Below are 17,182 nucleotides of genomic sequence, written 5' to 3' on the forward strand. Positions count from 1 at the left end.
GGACGACGGCACCACACCACCTTCACCGACGACGCCGTCCGCGGTCAGCCGCGCACCCGCTCCCCCGCCGGGTCCACCAGCGGCTCGGCCGCGACCGTCGCCGGGACCGCCCGGCCGAAGTACTCGATCGCGACCGGGTCCCCCACCGCCAGGCCGTCCGGCAGCCACGCGTAGGCGACCGGCCGGCCCACGGTGTAACCGAACGCGGCGCTCGTGACGTACCCGGCCGGCGACCCGTCCACGAGCACGGGCTCCTTGCCCAGCGGCACGCTCAGCCCGTCGTCGACGGTCAGGCACGTCAGGCGCAGCGGGTCGGCGCGATCCGCCACGGCCGTCCGGCCCACGTAGTCCGCCGTCGTCGTGGGGCTGAGGGCGAACGCCAGGCCGGCCGCCTCCGGTCCGTGCTCGGTGGTCATGTCCGTGCCCCACGAGCGGAAGCCCTTCTCCAGGCGCAGGGCGTTGAACGCGGCCCGGCCCGCGGCCACGACGCCGAACGGCCGGCCGGCCTCCCAGAGCGCGTCCCACAGGGCGAGCCCGTCCTCGGTGGCGGCGTACAGCTCCCAGCCGAGTTCACCGACGTAGGAGAGGCGCAGCGCCCGCACCCGGATCCCGGCGATCTCGATCGTCGCCCCGCGGAAGTAGCGCATCCCCTCGTTGGTCAGGTCCGCATCCGTCAGGGTCGCGAGCGACGCCCGGGCGTTCGGACCCCAGAACCCGACGCAGCAGGTCGTGTCCGTGATGTCGGTGACGGTGACCGGCGGCCCGCCGGCGGCCATCGCGTCGGCGGCCGCCTTGACCAGCAGGTCGACGTCGATGCCGCCGTTCGCCCCCACCTGGAACAGCTCGTCCTCGATCCGGGCGACGGTCAGGTCCGAGCGGATGCCGCCGGTGACGTCGAGCGCGAGGCAGTAGGTGACCGCACCGACGGACTTGTCGATCTTCCCGCTGGTCAGGTGCTGCAGCAGCGCACACGCCCCCGGCCCGGCGACCTCGACCCGCTTCAGCGGCGTCATGTCGTACATCGCCAGCGAGGTGCGGGTCGCGTGCGCCTCGGCCGCCGCGATCGGCGAGTGGAACCGGGCCGCCCACGGATCCCGCGCCCGCGGCGTCCAGTCCTCCGGCAGGGCGTCGACGAGGGCCGCGTTCGCCTCGTACCAGTGCGGCCGTTCCCACCCGCCGGCCTCCAGGAACACCGCGCCGAGCTCCACCTGGCGGGGATGGAACGGGGAGAGCCGCAGGTCCCGCGGGGAGAGCCGCGGCTGGAGGGGATGGATGATGTCGTACACCTCGACGAAGTTCTGCGACGACGTCTCGCGGACGTACGCCGCGTCGAGCTGCACCGCCTCGAACCGCGCGAGGTCGAGTTCGTGCAGATCCACCTCGGGGTGCTCGTCGACGAGGATCTGGGCGACGGACCGGGCGACGCCGGCCGAGTGCGTCACCCACACGGCCTCGGCGATCCAGAAGCCGCGCGCCTGCGGGGACTCCCCCACCAGCGACCCGCCGTCGGGCGTGAAGGAGAAGACGCCGTTGAAACCGTCCGCGATGCCGGCGGCACCGAGCGCCGGCAGCAGCTCGACGCTCTCCTTCCACGACGGCTCGAAGTCCTCGGGGGTGAAGTCCAGCCGGGAAGGCATCGCGTCGGGCGTGACGGCGGCAGGGTCGGTGCGGGCGATCTCCGCCGGATCCACCGGGATCGGCCGGTGCGCATAGCTGCCGATGCCGATCGTCGTGCCCCACTGCCGGTAGTAGAGGTCGCGGTCCTGGTGCCGCAGCATCGGCAGGACGGCGTCCACCCCGGCGGGCCGGGGCACCGCGGCCAGGTCCGGCAGCGGCGTCGTCGTGACGTACTGGTGCGCCATCGGCAGTAGCGGGACCGACAGGCCGACCAGGTCGCCGACCTGCGGACCCCAGAAACCGGCGCACGAGACGACGACGTCGGCGTCGACGGTGTCCTCCACTCCCCCGGACGCTCGATCTGCGGCCCCTGCCCCGGGCGCGCCACCGGCGGGGATCACCCGCACGCCGCGGACCCGCCCGTCGCGCACGTCGACGCCGGTCACCCGGGTCGAGCCGACGAAGCGCACGCCGCGTGCGCCCGCCCGCGCGATCAGGGCGTCCACCGCCCGGACGGCCGACGCCAGCCCGTCCGAGGGAATGTGCAGGGCGCCGAGCACCCGGTCCGCGTCCAGCAGCGGGAATCGCCGGCCGGCCTCGATCGGGTCCACCAGCGTGGCGTCCACACCCCACGAACGGCCCCAGCCGTGCTTGCGGTGCAGCTCGGCGAGCCGCTCCGGCGTGGTCGCCACCTCGAGGCCGCCCACCGCGGCGAACGCGTCCAGCCCGGTCAGCTTCTCCACGGTGTAGGTGGCCAGCTTCGTCATGGTCCTCGACGTGTTGATCTGGAAGACGAGCCCGGGGGCGTGCGACGTCGAGCCGCCGGTCAGGGGCAGTGGCCCCTGGTCGATCACGGTCACGTCCGTCCAGCCGCGGGCAGCGAGTTCGTCGGCGAGGTTCGCGCCGACGATGCCCGCGCCGATGATGACGACCCGCTTGCCGCGCGAAGGGGCGCCGGCCGGGCTCATCGCGATCCCGTCGTCTGCTCGAGGCCGGCCAGGCGCTCGAGCACCCAGTCGTGGAAGAGGCCGATGTGGTGCTCGCTCGGCACCAGCACGCCGCCGTCGGCGTAGATCCGCGAGCCCATGGCCGGCTGGCAGCGCTCGCACGCGTCGAAGTCCTGCTGGTTGACGCGGTGGAACAGCTCGACGGAGGCGTCCAGGTCCCGGCCGGACTCGACGACCGACGGCAGGTAGAGCCAGTCGCACTCGACCACCGTCCGGTCGACGGCGAGCGGGAACATGCGATGGATGATGACGTGGTCGGGGACCAGGTTGACGAACACCGTCGGCTTGATGGTCACCGCGTAGTAGCGCCGGTCGTGGTCGTCGTCGACGCCGGGCAGCTTGTCGACGCCCGCGGACCCGTCGATGGTGAAGCCCTGCACGTCCCCGCCGAACTCCGCGCCGTGGCCGACGAAGTACTGGGCGGCCAGCCCGTCGGCGAACTCCGGCAGCACCTCGGTCAGCTCGGGGTGGATGGTGGCGCAGTGGTAGCACTCCATGAAGTTCTCGATGATGAGCTTCCAGTTGGCCTTGACGTCGTAGACGATGCGCCGGCCGAGGCTCAGGTGCTCGACGTCGTAGCCGTCGATGGCGTGCGCGTCGCCGAGCCGCTCCTCGATGGCGCCGACCACGTCCTCCTCGAACGAGGGCGGCTCCTCCGCCAGGCACACCCACACATACCCGAGGTACTCCCGGACCGGCACGTCGACCAGACCGTAGGTCTTCCGGTCGATGTCGGGCATCTTCGTCAGGTTGGGCGCGGCGATCAGCTTCCCGTCCAGGTCGTACGTCCAGGCGTGGTACGGGCACTGGAACGCCCGGTTCGCCTGCCCGGCGTCCTCCATGCACAGCTTGACCCCGCGGTGACGGCAGATGTTGTAGTACGCCCGCAGCTCCATCTTCCGGTTGCGGGTGATGACGACGGACTCGCGGCCGATCTGGGCGGTGCGCCAGGCGCCGGGCTTGTCCAGGTCGTCGGCGCGGACGGCGCAGAACCACATCTGCTCGAGGATGCGGTCCTGCTCCGCGGCGAAGACGGCCGGGTCCACGTAGGTGTGGCCGGGCAGGGTGGGGATCAGGCTCTCGGAGATCCGGGCCAGGGGGTTCATGGGGTGCTCCGCTCAGGAGGTGACGGGACGGGAGGTGACGGGAGGCGTGGGACGGTTCGACGGAGGACGGGAACGCTGCCCGCCCACGCTGCCCGGTCGGGTGCGACGCGTGGACAGGCGGTCCGGGTCAGGACGCGAGCGCGGTTCCGGTGCCGTCGACCGTGTTGCCGACGCTGCCGTCGGCGGCACTGCCGCTCGTGCCGATGCCGGCGCCCGCGCTGACCGCGGAGGGCCCGGCGGCGGGGCCGGCACCGAGAGAGCGCCGGGCGCGGGTGAACAGCCGCGGCTGGTTGACGCCGAGCACCGCGACCGGTTCGCCCGCCCGGTAGTAGCGGGCCAGGAAGGAGCGACCGGCGACGCTGCCCTCCTCGATCCGCAGCTCGTCGTGCCCGCTCACGACCCCGGCCACCTGCAGCCGCAGGTCGTACTGGTCGGACCAGAAGTAGGGGGCGCGGCAGGGACGTCCCGGCGTGTCCAGCAGGACGCCCGCGACGATGCCGGCCCGCTCGACGGCGCCGGTCCAGTGCTCGAGCCGGTGGTGGGTGCCGCGGTACGGGTCCCACCAGGCCGCACAGTCGCCGACGGCCACGACCCCGTCGACGACGGCTGCAGCACCGCCGGCTCCAGCATCGACGGTTCCAGGATCGATCCTGTCCGTGTCGGCGTCCTCGGCGGCGAGCGCCCGGCCGGACTCGTCGCACAGCACCCCGCCGTCCGCGGCGAGCCGCAGGCCCGAGCCGGCGAGCCAGCCGGTCGCGGCCCGGGACCCGATGCCGACGACGACCACGTCGGCCGGCAGCACCGTCCCGTCGGCCAGGCGCAGGGCGGTGACCGCGCCGGGAGGCTCGTCGGCCCGGCCGGCACGGTCGACGTCGGTGATGCGGGCCGGGGCGATCACGCGGACGCCGTGCGCCCGGTGCTCGGCGGCGAGGAAGTCGCCGATCGGTTCCCCGAGCGCGCGCCGCAGCGGCACGGCGTCCTGGCTGAGCAGGGTGACGTCCGCGCCGAGGGCCGCCGCGCTGGCCGCGATCTCGGTGCCGATGAACCCGGCCCCGACGATCACGAGCCGGCGCCCGTCGCCGAGTTCGGCCCGCAGCCGCTCGGCGTCCGCCATCGTGCGCAGGGTGTGCACGTTCGGCCCGACCGGCAGGAGGGGGTGGTCGACGGCGTCGGCGCCGGTGGCCAGGACCACGCCGTCGGCGCGCACCGTGGTCCCGTCGGCGAGCCCGACCGTGCGGGTCGCCGCGTCGAGGGAGACCGCGGCCGATCCCAGCAGCCACCGGGCTCCCAGGTCCTCGTCCGCCTCCAGCGCCAGGTCCGCCGTCGAGCAGCTGCCGCGCAGGAAGTCCTTCGTCAACGGAGGCCGGTCGTAGGGCCGGGCGTGCTCCGCCCCGACCACGGTCAGCTCTCCGCCGAAGCCGCCGGCTCGCAGGGCGCGGGCCGCGCTCAGTCCGGCCAGGGAGGCTCCGACGATGATGATCGACTGCACACGACCCGCCTTCATGCACTGGTGCTCTGGGATCGACGGGCCGGCTCCGCAGGTCCCGCGCCGGCCGCCGATGCGGTCCAGCGTGCCGGTGCGATCGCACGGCTGTCAAGCATTCTCCGAAGTAGAATTGATGTTTCCGCGATCTTGTATATCTGTCACATATTGCTGACCTGACAGGGGTTGACGGCCCTTTCCCGGACGCGGATGCTGGTCTCGTCATCGGGAGCTCCCGCCGGCCCCGAGAAGGGAGTCACCGTGCACCGTGCTTGCTCACTGGATGAGCTGCTTCCGGGAGAATCGCTGCGCCTGGAGACCAGCCCCCCGATCGCGGTGTTCCGGACCGACGACGGCGACGTGTTCGCCATCGACGACACGTGCACCCACCAGGACGCCTCCCTCGCGGACGGCTGGCTGGAGGGATGCGAGGTCGAGTGTCCGCTGCATGCGTCCCGGTTCGACCTGCGCACCGGTGAGGTCGACGCACCCCCCGCCAAGCGCCCCGTCCGCACCCACCGCGTCGAGGTGGTGGACGGCGTCGTGCTGGTCGAGGAGTCCGCCGAGGCACCCAACCTTCCCCCGGGATTGAGCCTGTGAGGTCCCCGGGGCGTAACGTCGAGGGACGTCACGGACCCGCGATCACGGGGTGCAGCAGCGCGCCCTCGAGAGGAAACCTCGATGAGTATCGACCACGACAAGACGACGTCGCCTCCGGGTGACGCCCCACCGGAGGACGTGCCTCCGGTCCTGCTGGACAGCTCCGACTCGGTCGCCGAGCAGGAGACCGACCTGCTCGACACCCTCAAGCAGACCCGGCGCGAGGCGCGCCGCGGCTTCGCCAACGGGGAGGAGGTGGGCCGGCTCGACCCGTGGATCATCGGCATCGTCGGCGCGTTCGTCCTCGGCCTGGTGGTCTGGGGCTTCCTGAGCCCCACCAGCCTGTCCTCCGTCGCCTCCGGCGCCCTGACCTGGGTGCTCGACTCGGCCGGCTGGCTCTATGTGCTGGTGGCCTCCCTGTTCGTCGTCTTCGTCCTGTGGCTCGCGCTCGGCCGGTACGGCCGGATCCCGCTGGGCCGCGACGGGGAGGCCCCGGAGTTCCGGACCGGGTCCTGGATCTCGATGATGTTCGCGTGCGGCATGGGCATCGGCCTGATGTTCTTCGGGGTCGCCGAGCCGCTGACCCACTTCGTCACTCCCCCACCGGGCACCGTCGACGGGCAGACCTCCGCGGCGATCCAGACCGCCATGGCCACGTCCCTGTTCCACTGGACGTTGCACCCGTGGGCGATCTACGCCGTCGTCGGCATCGCCATCGCCTACAGCACCTTCCGGCTGGGACGGAAGAACCTGCTCTCCGAGGCGTTCGTGCCGCTGTTCGGCCGCCGCGGCGTCGACGGCTGGGGCGGCAAGGTGATCAACATGCTCGCGATCTTCGCGACGCTGTTCGGCTCCGCCGCCTCGCTCGGCCTCGGCGCCCTGCAGATCGGCGCCGGGCTGCAGTTCAACGGCGTGATCGGCGAGAGCGCCACCCCGGTGCTCGTGCTCATCATCGCCCTGCTGACCGCCGCCTTCGTGGCGTCGGCCGTCTCCGGCATCGAGCGCGGCATCCAGTGGCTCGCCAACACCAACTCGGTCCTCGCCGTCATCCTGGCGGTCTTCATCTTCGTCGTGGGCCCGACGATGTTCATCCTCAACCTCATCCCGGCGGCGGTCGGCGACTACTTTCGGGATCTGGCCGAGATGGCGTCCCGGACCTCCGCCACCGGCGGCGACGGGCTGGCCACGTGGCTCTCGGGCTGGACCATCTTCTACTGGGCGTGGTGGATCTCGTGGACGCCCTTCGTCGGGCTGTTCATCGCCCGCATCAGCCGCGGCCGCACCATCCGGCAGTTCGTCACCGGCGTGCTGCTCGTGCCGTCGGTGATCTCGGTGATCTGGTTCGCCATCTTCGGCGGGACGGCGATCTTCCAGCTGCAGCAGAACCCGGACGGGGGCCTGGCCGAGGCGATCAGCGACTCCAGCTCGACGATCTACGTGATGTTCCAGAACCTGAACCTGGCGCCCGGGCTGCTCGGGGCCCTGGTCATCCTGGCGATGGTCCTGACCGCGATCTTCTTCGTGACCGGCGCGGACTCGGCGTCGATCGTCATGGGGTCGCTGTCCTCCAACGGCACCATGGAGCCGAAGAAGCCGCTCGTCGTGTTCTGGGGTGTGCTGATGGGCGCCGTCGCGGCCGTCATGCTCCTGGCCGGTGGCGACAAACCCGACGAGGCCCTGACCGGCCTGCAGAACATCACGATCGTCTCGTCGCTGCCGTTCGTGATCGTGATGATCCTGCTGTGCGTGGCCCTGGTGAAGGACCTCCAGCGGGACCCGATCTGGTTGCGCCGGCAGCTCTCCGAGTCGATCCTGCGGCGGACCATCCGCGACGGGGTCGAGGAGCACGGGCACCAGAAGTTCGACCTGGTCACCCGCCGGTCCGATGCCCCGGAGACCGGCAGCTTCCCCGCCGTCGACGCGACCGCCGGCGGCGAGCCGATCTACACCAGGCGCAGCCGGCGCGTCCGCTTCCCCTGGCAGCGGGACTGACAACGGCGGATCCGACGGACGACGAAGGGCGGTCACCCTCGAGGTGACCGCCCTTCGTGCTGGTGGTGCTGCCGTGCTCAGACGCGGGCGCGCCGGAAGCCGGCCCCGTGGTGGTCTGCGGGCAGGGACGGGCCGGCACCGGAGAGCGTCTCGCGCAGTGTCGCCCCGGGCCGCGGTGGCTCGAGCAGGCCGCGCCGGAACAGTTCGGGGCTGACCCGGCGGACGAACGACTCCGTGTCCGCCGGCCGCACCGCGGAGATGACGTTGAACCCGTCGACGTCGGCCTCGGCCACCCACCGCTCCAGTTCGTCGGCCACCGTGCTGCCCGACCCGGTGATCACCGGGCCGCGGCCGCCGATCCCGACGAACTCCGCCAGGCGGCGCGGCGTCCAGCGGGCGTCCGCGTCCAGCTTCGTGAAGGCGGCGAGCGCGGACTGGTTGGCGTCGGTGACGGCGTGCGTCAGCGGGGCGTCCGGGTCGGCCGTGGACAGGTCGACCCCGGTCCAGCCGGCGAACAGCGCCAGCGCCGCCTCGACGTCGATGTACGGCCGGTAGCTCTCCAGCCGCTCCCGGGCCGCGTCGTCCGTGCGGTCGGCGATCACGGTGACACCGGCGAGGATCTTGACGCTGCGCGGGTCGCGCCCGGCGGCGGCGATCTCCTCCCGGATGGTCCGCACCCAGCCGGCGACGACCTGCGGGGTGTGCCCGATCAGGAAGATGGCCTCCGCGTGCCGGGCGGCGAACCGCTGCCCGCGGGAGGAGGCGCCGGCCTGGAACAGGAACGGGGTGCCCTGCGGGGAGGGCTCGACGAGTGCCGGGCCCGGGACGGTGAACGCCTCACCGTCGTGCGTGGCGCCGTGGACGCCCGCCGGGTCGGTGTAGACGCCGGACTCCCGGTCGCGGCGCACCGCGCCGGGGTCGAAGGTGCCCTCCCACAGCTGGTAGAGCACGTCGAGGTACTCCTCGGCCCGCTCGTACCGCGCGTCGTGACCGAGCTGCCGGTCCAGCCCCAGGTTGCGGGCGGCGGAATCCTGGTAGGAGGTGACGATGTTCCAGGCCAGCCGGCCCCGGGTGACGTGGTCCAGGGTGCTCAGGCGGCGGGCGAGCAGGTACGGGTGCTCGTAGCCGGTGGACGCGGTGACGCCGAAGCCGAGCCGCGTGGTGGCCTGTGCGAGCGCGGGCACCAACACGGTCGGGTCCAGCAGGGGGAACTGCACCCCACCGCGAACCGCCTCGTCGGCGTCGCCCCGGTACACGTCGTACTGGCCGAGCACGTCCGCGAAGAACAGGTTGTGGAAGCCGCCCTGCTCCAGGGTCTGCGCGAGCTGCACCCAGTAGGCGATGTCGGTGTACTCGCTGCTGCGGTCCTCCGGGTGGCGCCACAGGCCCGGGCTCTGGTGCACCGGGGTGGGCATGTCGAAGGCGCTGAGCAGGATGGGTCGGGTGGAGCTCTCAGGCACGGCTGTACCCCTTCGTCTCGGCGGTCTCGGCGGTCTCGGTCGGTGTCGCGGTCGCGCTCGCCGTCGTCGGGACGGCGACCGGTGCGGCGTCGGTCGGTGCGTCGGCGTCCAGGCTCAGCCCGGTGCGACGGGCGTCGCCGACCGGATCCGCCGCGGCCACCGCGGAGATGACACTGACGACCGCGAGCACGCTGATGTAGGCGCAGATCAGCCACGGCGCGTTGCCGCCGAGGGCGAGCAGGCCCGCCGCGATGAACGGCGTCAGGCCACCCGAGAGGATCGTGCCCACCTGGTAGCCCAGGCTCACCCCGCTGTAGCGCACGTGCACCGGGAACTGCTCGGCGAACCATGCCGCCTGCGGCCCGTAGATGGAGTCGTGGATGCCGTTCATCGCCAGGATGTAGACCAGCGGCAGCAGCGCGAGCGGACCGCTGTCCAGGAACACGAAGTAGGGCCAGACGAGCACGCCGCCCAGCGCCGCGGAGATCAGGCTGATGCGGCGCCGACCCCACCGGTCGGAGAGGTTGCCCCAGAACGGCCCGGACAGCAGCCCCAGCGCGGAGCAGATCAGCACGGCCGCGAGAACGCTGCCGGCGTCGCCGCGCTTCGCGCTGACGTAGGTCAGCGTGTACACGGTCAGGATCGAGTAGATGGCCGGCTGCACCAGCCGCTGCCCGATGGCGACGAGCACGCCGCGGCGGTGATGGCGCAGCACCTCGCGGACCGGGGCGTGGGCGGTGTTCTCGGCGGCGCGCAGCTCCGCGAACTCGGGGGCGTCCTTCACCCCGAGGCGGATCCACAGGCCGACGGCCACGAGGACGGCGCTGGCCAGGAAGGGCAGGCGCCACCCCCAGACCAGGAACGCCTGCTCGCCGACCGCCGCACGGGTGCCCGCGAACGCCGAGGTGGCCAGCAGCATCCCGGCGGCCGAACCGATCTGGGTGAAGCTGCCGAAGAAGCCGCGGTGCCGGGCGGGGGCGTGCTCGACGGAGAGCAGGGCGGAGCCGCCCCACTCCGCACCGGCGGAGAGGCCCTGCGCCAGACGCAGCACGATCAGGGCGACGACGGTGAACCAGCCCCCGACGGAGAAGGCCGGGAGCAGCCCGATCCCCGTCGTCGCGACCCCCATGGTGAGCAGCGAGATCACGAGCAGCGACTTGCGTCCGATCCGGTCGCCCAGGTGCCCGGCGATGATGCCGCCGATCGGGCGGAAGAAGAAGGCGATGGCGAACGTCGCGAAGGAGGCGAGGATGCCGCCCAGCGCCGAGCCCTGCGGGAAGAACTGGGTGGAGAAGATCAGGGCAGCGGCGGTGCCGTAGAGGTAGAAGTCGTACCACTCGATGGTGGTGCCGACGAATGCCGATCCGAGGACGCGCTTGCGGGTGAGCGCGCTCCTGCTGGCCTGGAGCATGGTTTCTCCCTGGGGAGTCCGGGCGTGCCCGTCAGGCCGCCATCCTTGCCCACGGCGTTGGCGCGCGGGCCGAATCGTCACCTGGGGCACCCCGCGACAGCGGCGAGGGTTGCCGTCCAGCCGGCCAGGGCCGCGTGGCTGGAACTCATGATTCTTCGTGCGCCACGCTAGACGCCGACGGCGGCCGGCCGCGACCGGCACCCGTCACGTTTCGTCATTCGCTGCGCGTCCGCCACCATGCCCCGGAACGACGACCAGGCCCTGCGAACGGCCAAGCCCTGCGAACGACGACGGCCCGCCCCCGGATCACGGGGACGGGCCGCTGACGGCGACGTCTCAGCGCACGAAGCGCTGCGTGATGGTGCCGATCCCCTCGATCTCGGTGGTCAGCGTCTCGCCGGCGCGCAGGAAGCGCGGCGGCTTCATGCCGGCCCCGACACCCGGCGGCGTACCGGTGAAGATGAGGTCGCCGGGCAGCAGGTCCAGCGTCGCCGACAGCCGGGCGACCAGATCGGCGACCCCGAACACCAGCTGGTCCGTGTTGCCGTCCTGCACCCGGCTCTCCTGCCCGTCCTCCCCCACGATGGTCGCGGTGACGGCCAGGGCGGCGGGGTCCGCGAACTCGTCGAGCGTCACGACGGCCGGTCCGGTCGGGGCGAAGGAGGCGAAGGACTTGCCCATGCTGAACTGGGCCGGCTCGCCCTCCCACTGGACGGTCCGCTCGGAGAGGTCCTGACCCACGGTGAAGCCCGCGATCCGGTCCAGCGCCTCGGCCTCGGGGATGTCGCGGCCGCCGCGGCCGATCACCACGACCAGCTCCGCCTCCCAGTCGACCGTGTCGCCGGGCAGGGACACCTCGACGTCGGGCCCCGCGATCGAGGAGGCGAACTTGGTGAAGACGACGGGCTTCTCGGGCAGGGCGAGACCCGACTCGGCGGCGTGGTCGGCGTAGTTCAGGCCGACGCCGATCACCTGCCGGGGCCGGGGCGACGGCGCGGCCAGGCGCTGCGGGTCGAATGGTTGGGCTGCCTCGTGACCGGCGACGTCGACGGTGTCGGCCCACGCCCGCAGGTCGTCCCACCGGTCGAACACGAGGCTCGGGTCCGCCGGGAAGCGCCCGTCGCTCGCCGTGGCGATGTCGAGGGCGCGATCGGCCTGGAGCAGGACGGCGCGACCGTCGAGGTTGGCGAAGCGCATGGCGTTCCTTCCGCTGGGGTGAGTCGAGATGGTGATGCAGGGACGGACGGGTCGGCGTGGTCAGGGCACGGTGGGCAGCACGCCGGTGACGGCGTCGTCCAGGACGGGGACGGGGTCGGCCGACACGGGGCCGATCCAGGCGATGTGTTGGTCGGGCCGGACGAGCACGGCGGCATCGCCCGCGATCGCGGCGAACCCGTGCCGGCGCGGGTCGACGATCGTCAGCGGCAGGCCGCGCCGGTCCGCGTCCCGCCGCCAGGGCTCGGTGTCGATCCGATCGCCGCCGGCGTCGGTGCTCAGGAGCGTGTATCCGGTGCCCAGCAGGTCGAACAGGGAGGCGACATCGCGGCCACTGCCCGCCTCAACGACGCCCTGCGGCCCGAGCCCGCGCTGGCGCGGGCGAGGTCAGCCCACTGACGACGACGGCCCGCCCCGGGTGACCGGGAGCGGGCCGTCGTCGTGCGTGCTGAGTGCGGTCAGTACCCCACGCGTGTGCTGGTGGACGCGGACCAGATGATGCGCCCGCCCTGGTAGTCCTGCTGGATCTGCCCGACGGCGTTGCGGTACTCGTCGGTCAACGGGTAACCGAGACGGCCGTCCTGGGAACCGAGCTTAGCCCAGGCGGCGCGGATGGCGCCCTGGACGGTGTGCGCGCCGCTGGCCGAGGACCAGATGATGCCCGCACCCTGGTAGGTCTGGTAGACGCCGCCGTTGCGCAGGCCGCGCACCTCGTCGGTCACCGGGTAGCCCAGGCGCCCGCTCTGGTAGCCCTGCCGGCCCCATGCCCCGCGGATGGCACCCTCGGAGATGCGGGCGCCGGTGGCGGAGGACCAGACGATCGTCGCGCCCTGGTAGGTCTGCTGGACGCCGCCGGCGGGCTGGCCGCCCACCTCGTCGGTCATCGGGTAGCCCAGCCGGCCCTGCTCGAAGCCCTGGCGTCCCCAGGCGCTGCGGACCGCACCCTTGGACACGTGCGCGCCGCTGGCCGGTGACCACACGACCACCCCACCCTGATAGGTCTGGGACACGCCGCCGTTGCGCAGGCCGGTGACCTCATCGGTCAACGGGTAGCCCAGACTGCCGTTCTGCGCCCCCAGCTGCAGCCACGCGCCCCGGATCGCTCCCTTGGACACGTGCGCGCCGGTGGCCGGAGACCACACGACCACCCCGCCCTGGTAGGCCTGGGACACGCCGCCGTTGCGCAGGCCGGTGACGGGGGCGCCGATGGCCGGACCGAGCTTGTTGCTCGCCGCGGCCGCGGAGATCAGGGAGAGGCCCGGCGACGTCGGCGTCGGGGTCGGGGTCGGCGTGGGCGTCGGCGTCGGGGTCGGCGTCGGAACCGGGGTCGGGGTCGGCGTCGGCGTCGGCGTCGGGGTCAGGGTCGGCGTCGGAACCGGGGTCGGCGTGAGGGTCGGGGAGGGGGTCGGCGTGACCGCGACGGGAGCCGTGACCGTCACGGTGGCGGAGGTCGCGCCGATCGAGCCGATCGTCACCTTCGTTCCGGCATGGGTGGTGAAGGTCGTGCCGGCCTGCCAGGCGTGGCTGGCGTTGTAGCTGTAGTAACCGGGGAACGGGTGAGTGTCCGGCATCAGGATCAGCGAACTGGCCGCCGTCGCCCCGCCGAGCTGGACGATCTTGACGCCGCGGTTGCCGTTGACCGCGGTGTTGGCGTCATATCCGACGGGCAGGCGCAGTTCCAGGTAGTAGACCTCGCCGCTGCGCGGATCGGTGAACTTCACGGCGCGGTTGGCCGCGGTTCCCGCCCAGGCCGTCAGGGTGTAGCTCTTGCTGCCGGTGGCGACCCCGGCGTTCAGGATCTCGTCCCCGCGACCGAAGCCCCCGTAGTCCCAGAAGCTGGAACTGATGGTCGGCAGGGAGTTCTGGGCCGCGCCCATCAGATCGGTGGTGTCGCCGTACTCGCGGATGTAGCAGCTGCTGTCGGTGTAGGAGCCGTCCGCGTTGGAGCCGACGTCCTGGGCGCCACTGCCGCACTGGAGCGCGTCCGCGTGCATCAGCCCCAGCGTGTGGCCGAATTCGTGGGCGGTCACGTTGTTCGTGTAGGTGTACGTTCCCGGGTTGGGCAACAGCACCCGGCCGCCGGTGCCGTTGCTGGTCATGCCGAAGCCGAGCGTGCCGTTCTCCAGTTGAGCACCCGGGACGACCACCACGAGGGCGCGGTAGTCGCCGGCGGTCCACTTGCCGGCCTTCGCCAGCTCGTTGCTCACGGTGGTGAGGATGTTGTAGGACCCCTGGGTCGACAGGGCCGCCGACTTCACGGCCGTGAGCGTGGACGCCACGCTCAGCGAGATCCGGCCGTTGGTCATGGTCTTCCAGTAGCCGCTCGCCGCCGCCACCGCGTTCTTCGCCGCCGTGACGTCGATGGCGTTCACCTGCGTGGTGGTCGTGTCCGCGAGCTGCGCGGTCGCCAGGGTGACCTGGATGATTCCGGCCCGCGGCGCCGTCGTGCCGGCGGCCTCCCTGGCCTGCTCCGTCGTGCTGCCCTTGGGCGCGGTGCCGACGGGACCGGTGAAGACGTGCTCGGAGTGGGGGGTGCCCGGGTCGGTTCTGACGGGCACGACGCCGGGAGCGGGTGGCGTGGCCGCCGACGACGGCGAGACGGGCACCGTCCCGGCGGCGGTCAGGCTCAGCAGCAGAGCGGTGAGCAGGGCGGCGGAACGGCGCAGGTGACGCATCGATCTCTCTCGGAGAGGGGACAGGTGTCATCCCCCTCTCTCGGCACGACGGCGCCTCTCTGTTAGGTGATCGGCGCCTTCCCGACTCCCACCGATCGCGGCAGCACCGTCCGGTGGCCCGCGGACGGGCCCTCACACGACGACGGCCCGCCCCCGGGAAGCGGGGACGGGCCGACCGTGGTGGTGCGGTGCTGGTGCTGGCAGGTCAGGCGGAGTAGACCTCACGCAGCAGCGCGGCGGTCTCGGACGGGGTCTTCCCGACCTTGACGCCGGCGGCCTCGAGGGCCTCCTTCTTCGCCTGCGCGGTGCCCGCGGAGCCGGAGACGATGGCGCCGGCGTGGCCCATCGTCTTCCCCTCGGGGGCGGTGAAGCCCGCGACGTAGCCGACGACCGGCTTGGTGACGTTGGCCTTGATGTACTCGGCAGCCCGCTCCTCGGCGTCGCCGCCGATCTCACCGATCATCACGATGGCCTTGGTCTCCGGGTCCGCCTCGAACGCGGCGAGGGCGTCGATGTGGGTGGTGCCCACGATCGGGTCGCCGCCGATGCCGATGGCGGTGGAGAAGCCGAGGTCCCGCAGCTCGTACATCATCTGGTAGGTCAGGGTGCCGGACTTGGAGACCAGGCCCACGCCGCCCTTGCCGGTGATGTTCGCCGGGGTGATGCCGGCGAGGGCCTCACCCGGGGTGATGATGCCGGGGCAGTTCGGCCCGATGATCTGGGTGCGCTGCTTGCCGTTCTCGTCCGTCGTGGCCTGGGCGTGCGCCCAGAACTCGGCGGAGTCCTGCACGGGCACGCCTTCGGTGATGACCACCGCGAGGCCGATGCCCGCGTCGATGGCCTCCATGACGGCGTCCTTGGTGAAGGCCGGCGGCACGAACAGCACGGAGGTGTTGGCCCCGGTCTTCTCCATGGCCTCGGCGACGGAGCCGAAGACGGGCAGCTCGACGGCGTTGCCGTCCTTGTCGGTGTGGCTGACAGTGGTGCCGGCCTTGCGGGCGTTGACGCCGCCGACGACGGCGGTCCCGGCCTTGAGCATCAGCGCGGTGTGCTTGGTGCCCTCGCCGCCGGTGATGCCCTGGACGATGACCCTGGAATCGGAATTCAGAAAGATCGACATGGTGGTTGTTCTCGTCCCTTACTTCGCTGCGAGCTCGGCGGCCTTGTCGGCGCCCTCGTCCATGGTGGCGGCCTGTGTGATCATCGGGTGGGCGGCGTCGTCGAGGATCTTCCGGCCCTCGTCGACCTTGTTGCCGTCCAGGCGGACGACGAGCGGCTTGGTGGCCTCGTCGCCGAGGATCTCGAGGGCCTTGACGATGCCGTTGGCGACCGCGTCGCACGCGGTGATGCCTCCGAAGACGTTGACGAACACACTCTTGACCTGCGGGTCGTTCAGGATGACGTCCAGGCCGGCGGCCATCACCTCGGCCGAGGCGCCACCACCGATGTCGAGGAAGTTGGCCGGCTTGACGTTGCTGTGCTTCTCACCGGCGTAGGCGACGACGTCGAGCGTGGACATGACCAGCCCGGCACCGTTGCCGATGATGCCGACCTCGCCGTCGAGCTTGACGTAGTTCAGGTCGGCGGCCTTGGCCTTCGCCTCGAGCGGGTCCGCGGCAGCCTTGTCCTCGAGGGCCTCGTGGCCGGGGTGGCGGAAGGAGGCGTTCTCGTCGAGGGAGACCTTGCCGTCCAGCGCCAGGATCTTGCCGTCACCGGTCTTGACCAGCGGGTTCACCTCGACGAGGGTCGCGTCCTCCTCGGTGAAGACGGTCCACAGGCTCGTGATGGTGGCGATCACCTGGTCGCGGATGTCGGCGGCGAAGCCGGCGGCGTCGACGATCTCGGCGGCCTTGGCGTCGTCGATGCCGACCGCGGGGTCGATGGCGATGCGGGCGAGGGCCTCGGGCCGCTCCACGGCGAGCTGCTCGATCTCCATGCCACCCTCGACGGAGCACATGGCCAGGTAGTTGCGGTTCGAGCGGTCCAGCAGCACGGAGAAGTAGTACTCCTCGGCGATGTCGGCGCCCTGCGCGATCATGACCCGCTTGACCTCGTGGCCCTTGATGTCCATGCCGAGGATCTGCTCCGCGTGGGACCGGGCCTCGTCGGCGGTCTTCGCGACCTTGACGCCGCCGGCCTTGCCGCGGCCACCCACCTTCACCTGTGCCTTGACGACGGTCACGCCGCCGATCTTCTCTGCGGCCGCCTGAGCCTCGTCTGCGGTCTGCGCCACGATCCCGGCCAGCACGGGAACCCCGTGTGCCTCGAAGAGATCGCGCGCCTGGTATTCAAACAGGTCCACGGAAAGTGTCCTTCTACGTCGAAGTCGTCTGCGGTCCGGACCGGTCACCTGCACGAAGCTGGGCGGATTGCGCCCCCGGCGACCGGGGCGGTGGAGCGGTGGCACTCAGGTGCTCCGTCGGTCAGTGTATCGCCCGGGCGGGGACGGCCCCGCTCGATGACGGGTGCGCGTGAGCCGTCTCACAGCCGTGTGACGACGCCCGCCTCAGCGCGTCGGCGCGGCGATCGGGGCGCCGCGGGCCGTCGTCACGCTCACCGCCCGAGCGTCACCGGCCGAGCTTCACCGCCCGAGCGTCACCGGCCGAGCTTCACCGG

General features: G+C 72.0%; 12 protein-coding genes and 1 riboswitch. Of the genes, 2 read left to right on the plus strand and 10 right to left on the minus strand.

What is annotated here, in order from left to right; genetic code table 11:
- Positions 1 to 44 precede the first annotated feature (44 nt).
- From BGP79_RS14995 to BGP79_RS15005, 3 genes are all read right to left on the minus strand, one after another.
- Entirely contained in the window at positions 45 to 2,585 is a 2,541-nt protein-coding gene (locus BGP79_RS14995) for an FAD-dependent oxidoreductase (RefSeq protein WP_076696815.1), read from the minus strand.
- On the minus strand, positions 2,582 to 3,730 hold the full coding sequence (locus tag BGP79_RS15000; RefSeq protein ID WP_076696817.1) for an aromatic ring-hydroxylating dioxygenase subunit alpha: 1,149 nt from the start codon (positions 3,728 to 3,730) through the stop codon (positions 2,582 to 2,584). Before BGP79_RS15000 ends, BGP79_RS14995 begins: the two co-directional genes overlap by 4 nt.
- Positions 3,731 to 3,857: 127 nt before the next feature.
- Positions 3,858 to 5,234: an NAD(P)/FAD-dependent oxidoreductase gene (locus BGP79_RS15005; RefSeq protein ID WP_233121582.1), complete on the minus strand. Its 1,377-nt coding sequence runs from the start codon at positions 5,232 to 5,234 to the stop codon at positions 3,858 to 3,860.
- A gap of 240 nt (positions 5,235 to 5,474) precedes the next feature.
- On the opposite strand from BGP79_RS15005, the gene BGP79_RS15010 reads away from it, so the two are divergent.
- Positions 5,475 to 5,813 (plus strand): bifunctional 3-phenylpropionate/cinnamic acid dioxygenase ferredoxin subunit, encoded by a 339-nt coding sequence (locus tag BGP79_RS15010; RefSeq protein WP_198928492.1) that lies wholly within the window; start codon positions 5,475 to 5,477, stop codon positions 5,811 to 5,813.
- An 81-nt stretch (positions 5,814 to 5,894) separates the two neighbouring features.
- Entirely contained in the window at positions 5,895 to 7,805 is a 1,911-nt protein-coding gene (locus BGP79_RS15015) for a BCCT family transporter (RefSeq protein WP_076696823.1), read from the plus strand.
- Between the two features lie 77 nt (positions 7,806 to 7,882).
- Here the strand turns inward: BGP79_RS15015 and BGP79_RS15020 are convergent, their stop codons facing one another.
- From BGP79_RS15020 to sucC, 7 genes are all read right to left on the minus strand, one after another.
- Positions 7,883 to 9,265, minus strand: coding sequence for an LLM class flavin-dependent oxidoreductase (locus BGP79_RS15020; protein ID WP_233121584.1), 1,383 nt, complete (start codon positions 9,263 to 9,265; stop codon positions 7,883 to 7,885).
- Positions 9,258 to 10,676 carry an MFS transporter gene (locus BGP79_RS15025; protein ID WP_076696824.1) on the minus strand — a complete coding sequence of 473 codons (1,419 nt, stop codon included), beginning with the start codon at positions 10,674 to 10,676 and terminating at the stop codon, positions 9,258 to 9,260. Before BGP79_RS15025 ends, BGP79_RS15020 begins: the two co-directional genes overlap by 8 nt.
- 36 nt (positions 10,677 to 10,712) lie before the next feature.
- A riboswitch (SAM riboswitch) is annotated at positions 10,713 to 10,829 on the minus strand.
- A 183-nt stretch (positions 10,830 to 11,012) separates the two neighbouring features.
- Positions 11,013 to 11,873, minus strand: coding sequence for a fumarylacetoacetate hydrolase family protein (locus BGP79_RS15030; protein WP_076696826.1), 861 nt, complete (start codon positions 11,871 to 11,873; stop codon positions 11,013 to 11,015).
- Between the two features lie 60 nt (positions 11,874 to 11,933).
- Positions 11,934 to 12,206 carry a hypothetical protein gene (locus tag BGP79_RS17135; RefSeq protein WP_369800242.1) on the minus strand — a complete coding sequence of 91 codons (273 nt, stop codon included), beginning with the start codon at positions 12,204 to 12,206 and terminating at the stop codon, positions 11,934 to 11,936.
- A gap of 143 nt (positions 12,207 to 12,349) precedes the next feature.
- Positions 12,350 to 14,566 (minus strand): M12 family metallo-peptidase, encoded by a 2,217-nt coding sequence (locus tag BGP79_RS16250; protein WP_083701978.1) that lies wholly within the window; start codon positions 14,564 to 14,566, stop codon positions 12,350 to 12,352.
- Positions 14,567 to 14,771: 205 nt separating this feature from the next.
- A complete protein-coding gene (gene sucD, locus BGP79_RS15075) occupies positions 14,772 to 15,686 on the minus strand; it encodes a succinate--CoA ligase subunit alpha (protein ID WP_076696830.1) in 915 nt (304 codons plus the stop codon).
- An 18-nt stretch (positions 15,687 to 15,704) separates the two neighbouring features.
- Positions 15,705 to 16,868, minus strand: coding sequence for an ADP-forming succinate--CoA ligase subunit beta (sucC, locus tag BGP79_RS15080; RefSeq protein WP_076696832.1), 1,164 nt, complete (start codon positions 16,866 to 16,868; stop codon positions 15,705 to 15,707).
- Between the last annotated feature and the right edge of the window lie 314 nt (positions 16,869 to 17,182).

Origin of the sequence: Tersicoccus sp. Bi-70 (assembly GCF_001968825.1) — a bacterium.
In the GTDB taxonomy this organism is placed as follows: Bacteria; Actinomycetota; Actinomycetes; order Actinomycetales; family Micrococcaceae; genus Tersicoccus.

Excerpts from the sequence above, each read along its gene's own strand:
- BGP79_RS15015 (WP_076696823.1), top strand. The coding sequence starts at position 5,895 with ATGAGTATCGACCACGACAAGACGACGTCGCCTCCGGGTGACGCCCCA.
- sucD (WP_076696830.1), bottom strand. The coding sequence starts at position 15,686 with ATGTCGATCTTTCTGAATTCCGATTCCAGGGTCATCGTCCAGGGCATC.
- BGP79_RS16250 (WP_083701978.1), bottom strand. The coding sequence starts at position 14,566 with ATGCGTCACCTGCGCCGTTCCGCCGCCCTGCTCACCGCTCTGCTGCTG.
- BGP79_RS14995 (WP_076696815.1), bottom strand. The coding sequence starts at position 2,585 with ATGAGCCCGGCCGGCGCCCCTTCGCGCGGCAAGCGGGTCGTCATCATC.
- BGP79_RS15025 (WP_076696824.1), bottom strand. The coding sequence starts at position 10,676 with ATGCTCCAGGCCAGCAGGAGCGCGCTCACCCGCAAGCGCGTCCTCGGA.
- BGP79_RS15005 (WP_233121582.1), bottom strand. The coding sequence starts at position 5,234 with ATGAAGGCGGGTCGTGTGCAGTCGATCATCATCGTCGGAGCCTCCCTG.
- BGP79_RS15030 (WP_076696826.1), bottom strand. The coding sequence starts at position 11,873 with ATGCGCTTCGCCAACCTCGACGGTCGCGCCGTCCTGCTCCAGGCCGAT.
- BGP79_RS15000 (WP_076696817.1), bottom strand. The coding sequence starts at position 3,730 with ATGAACCCCCTGGCCCGGATCTCCGAGAGCCTGATCCCCACCCTGCCC.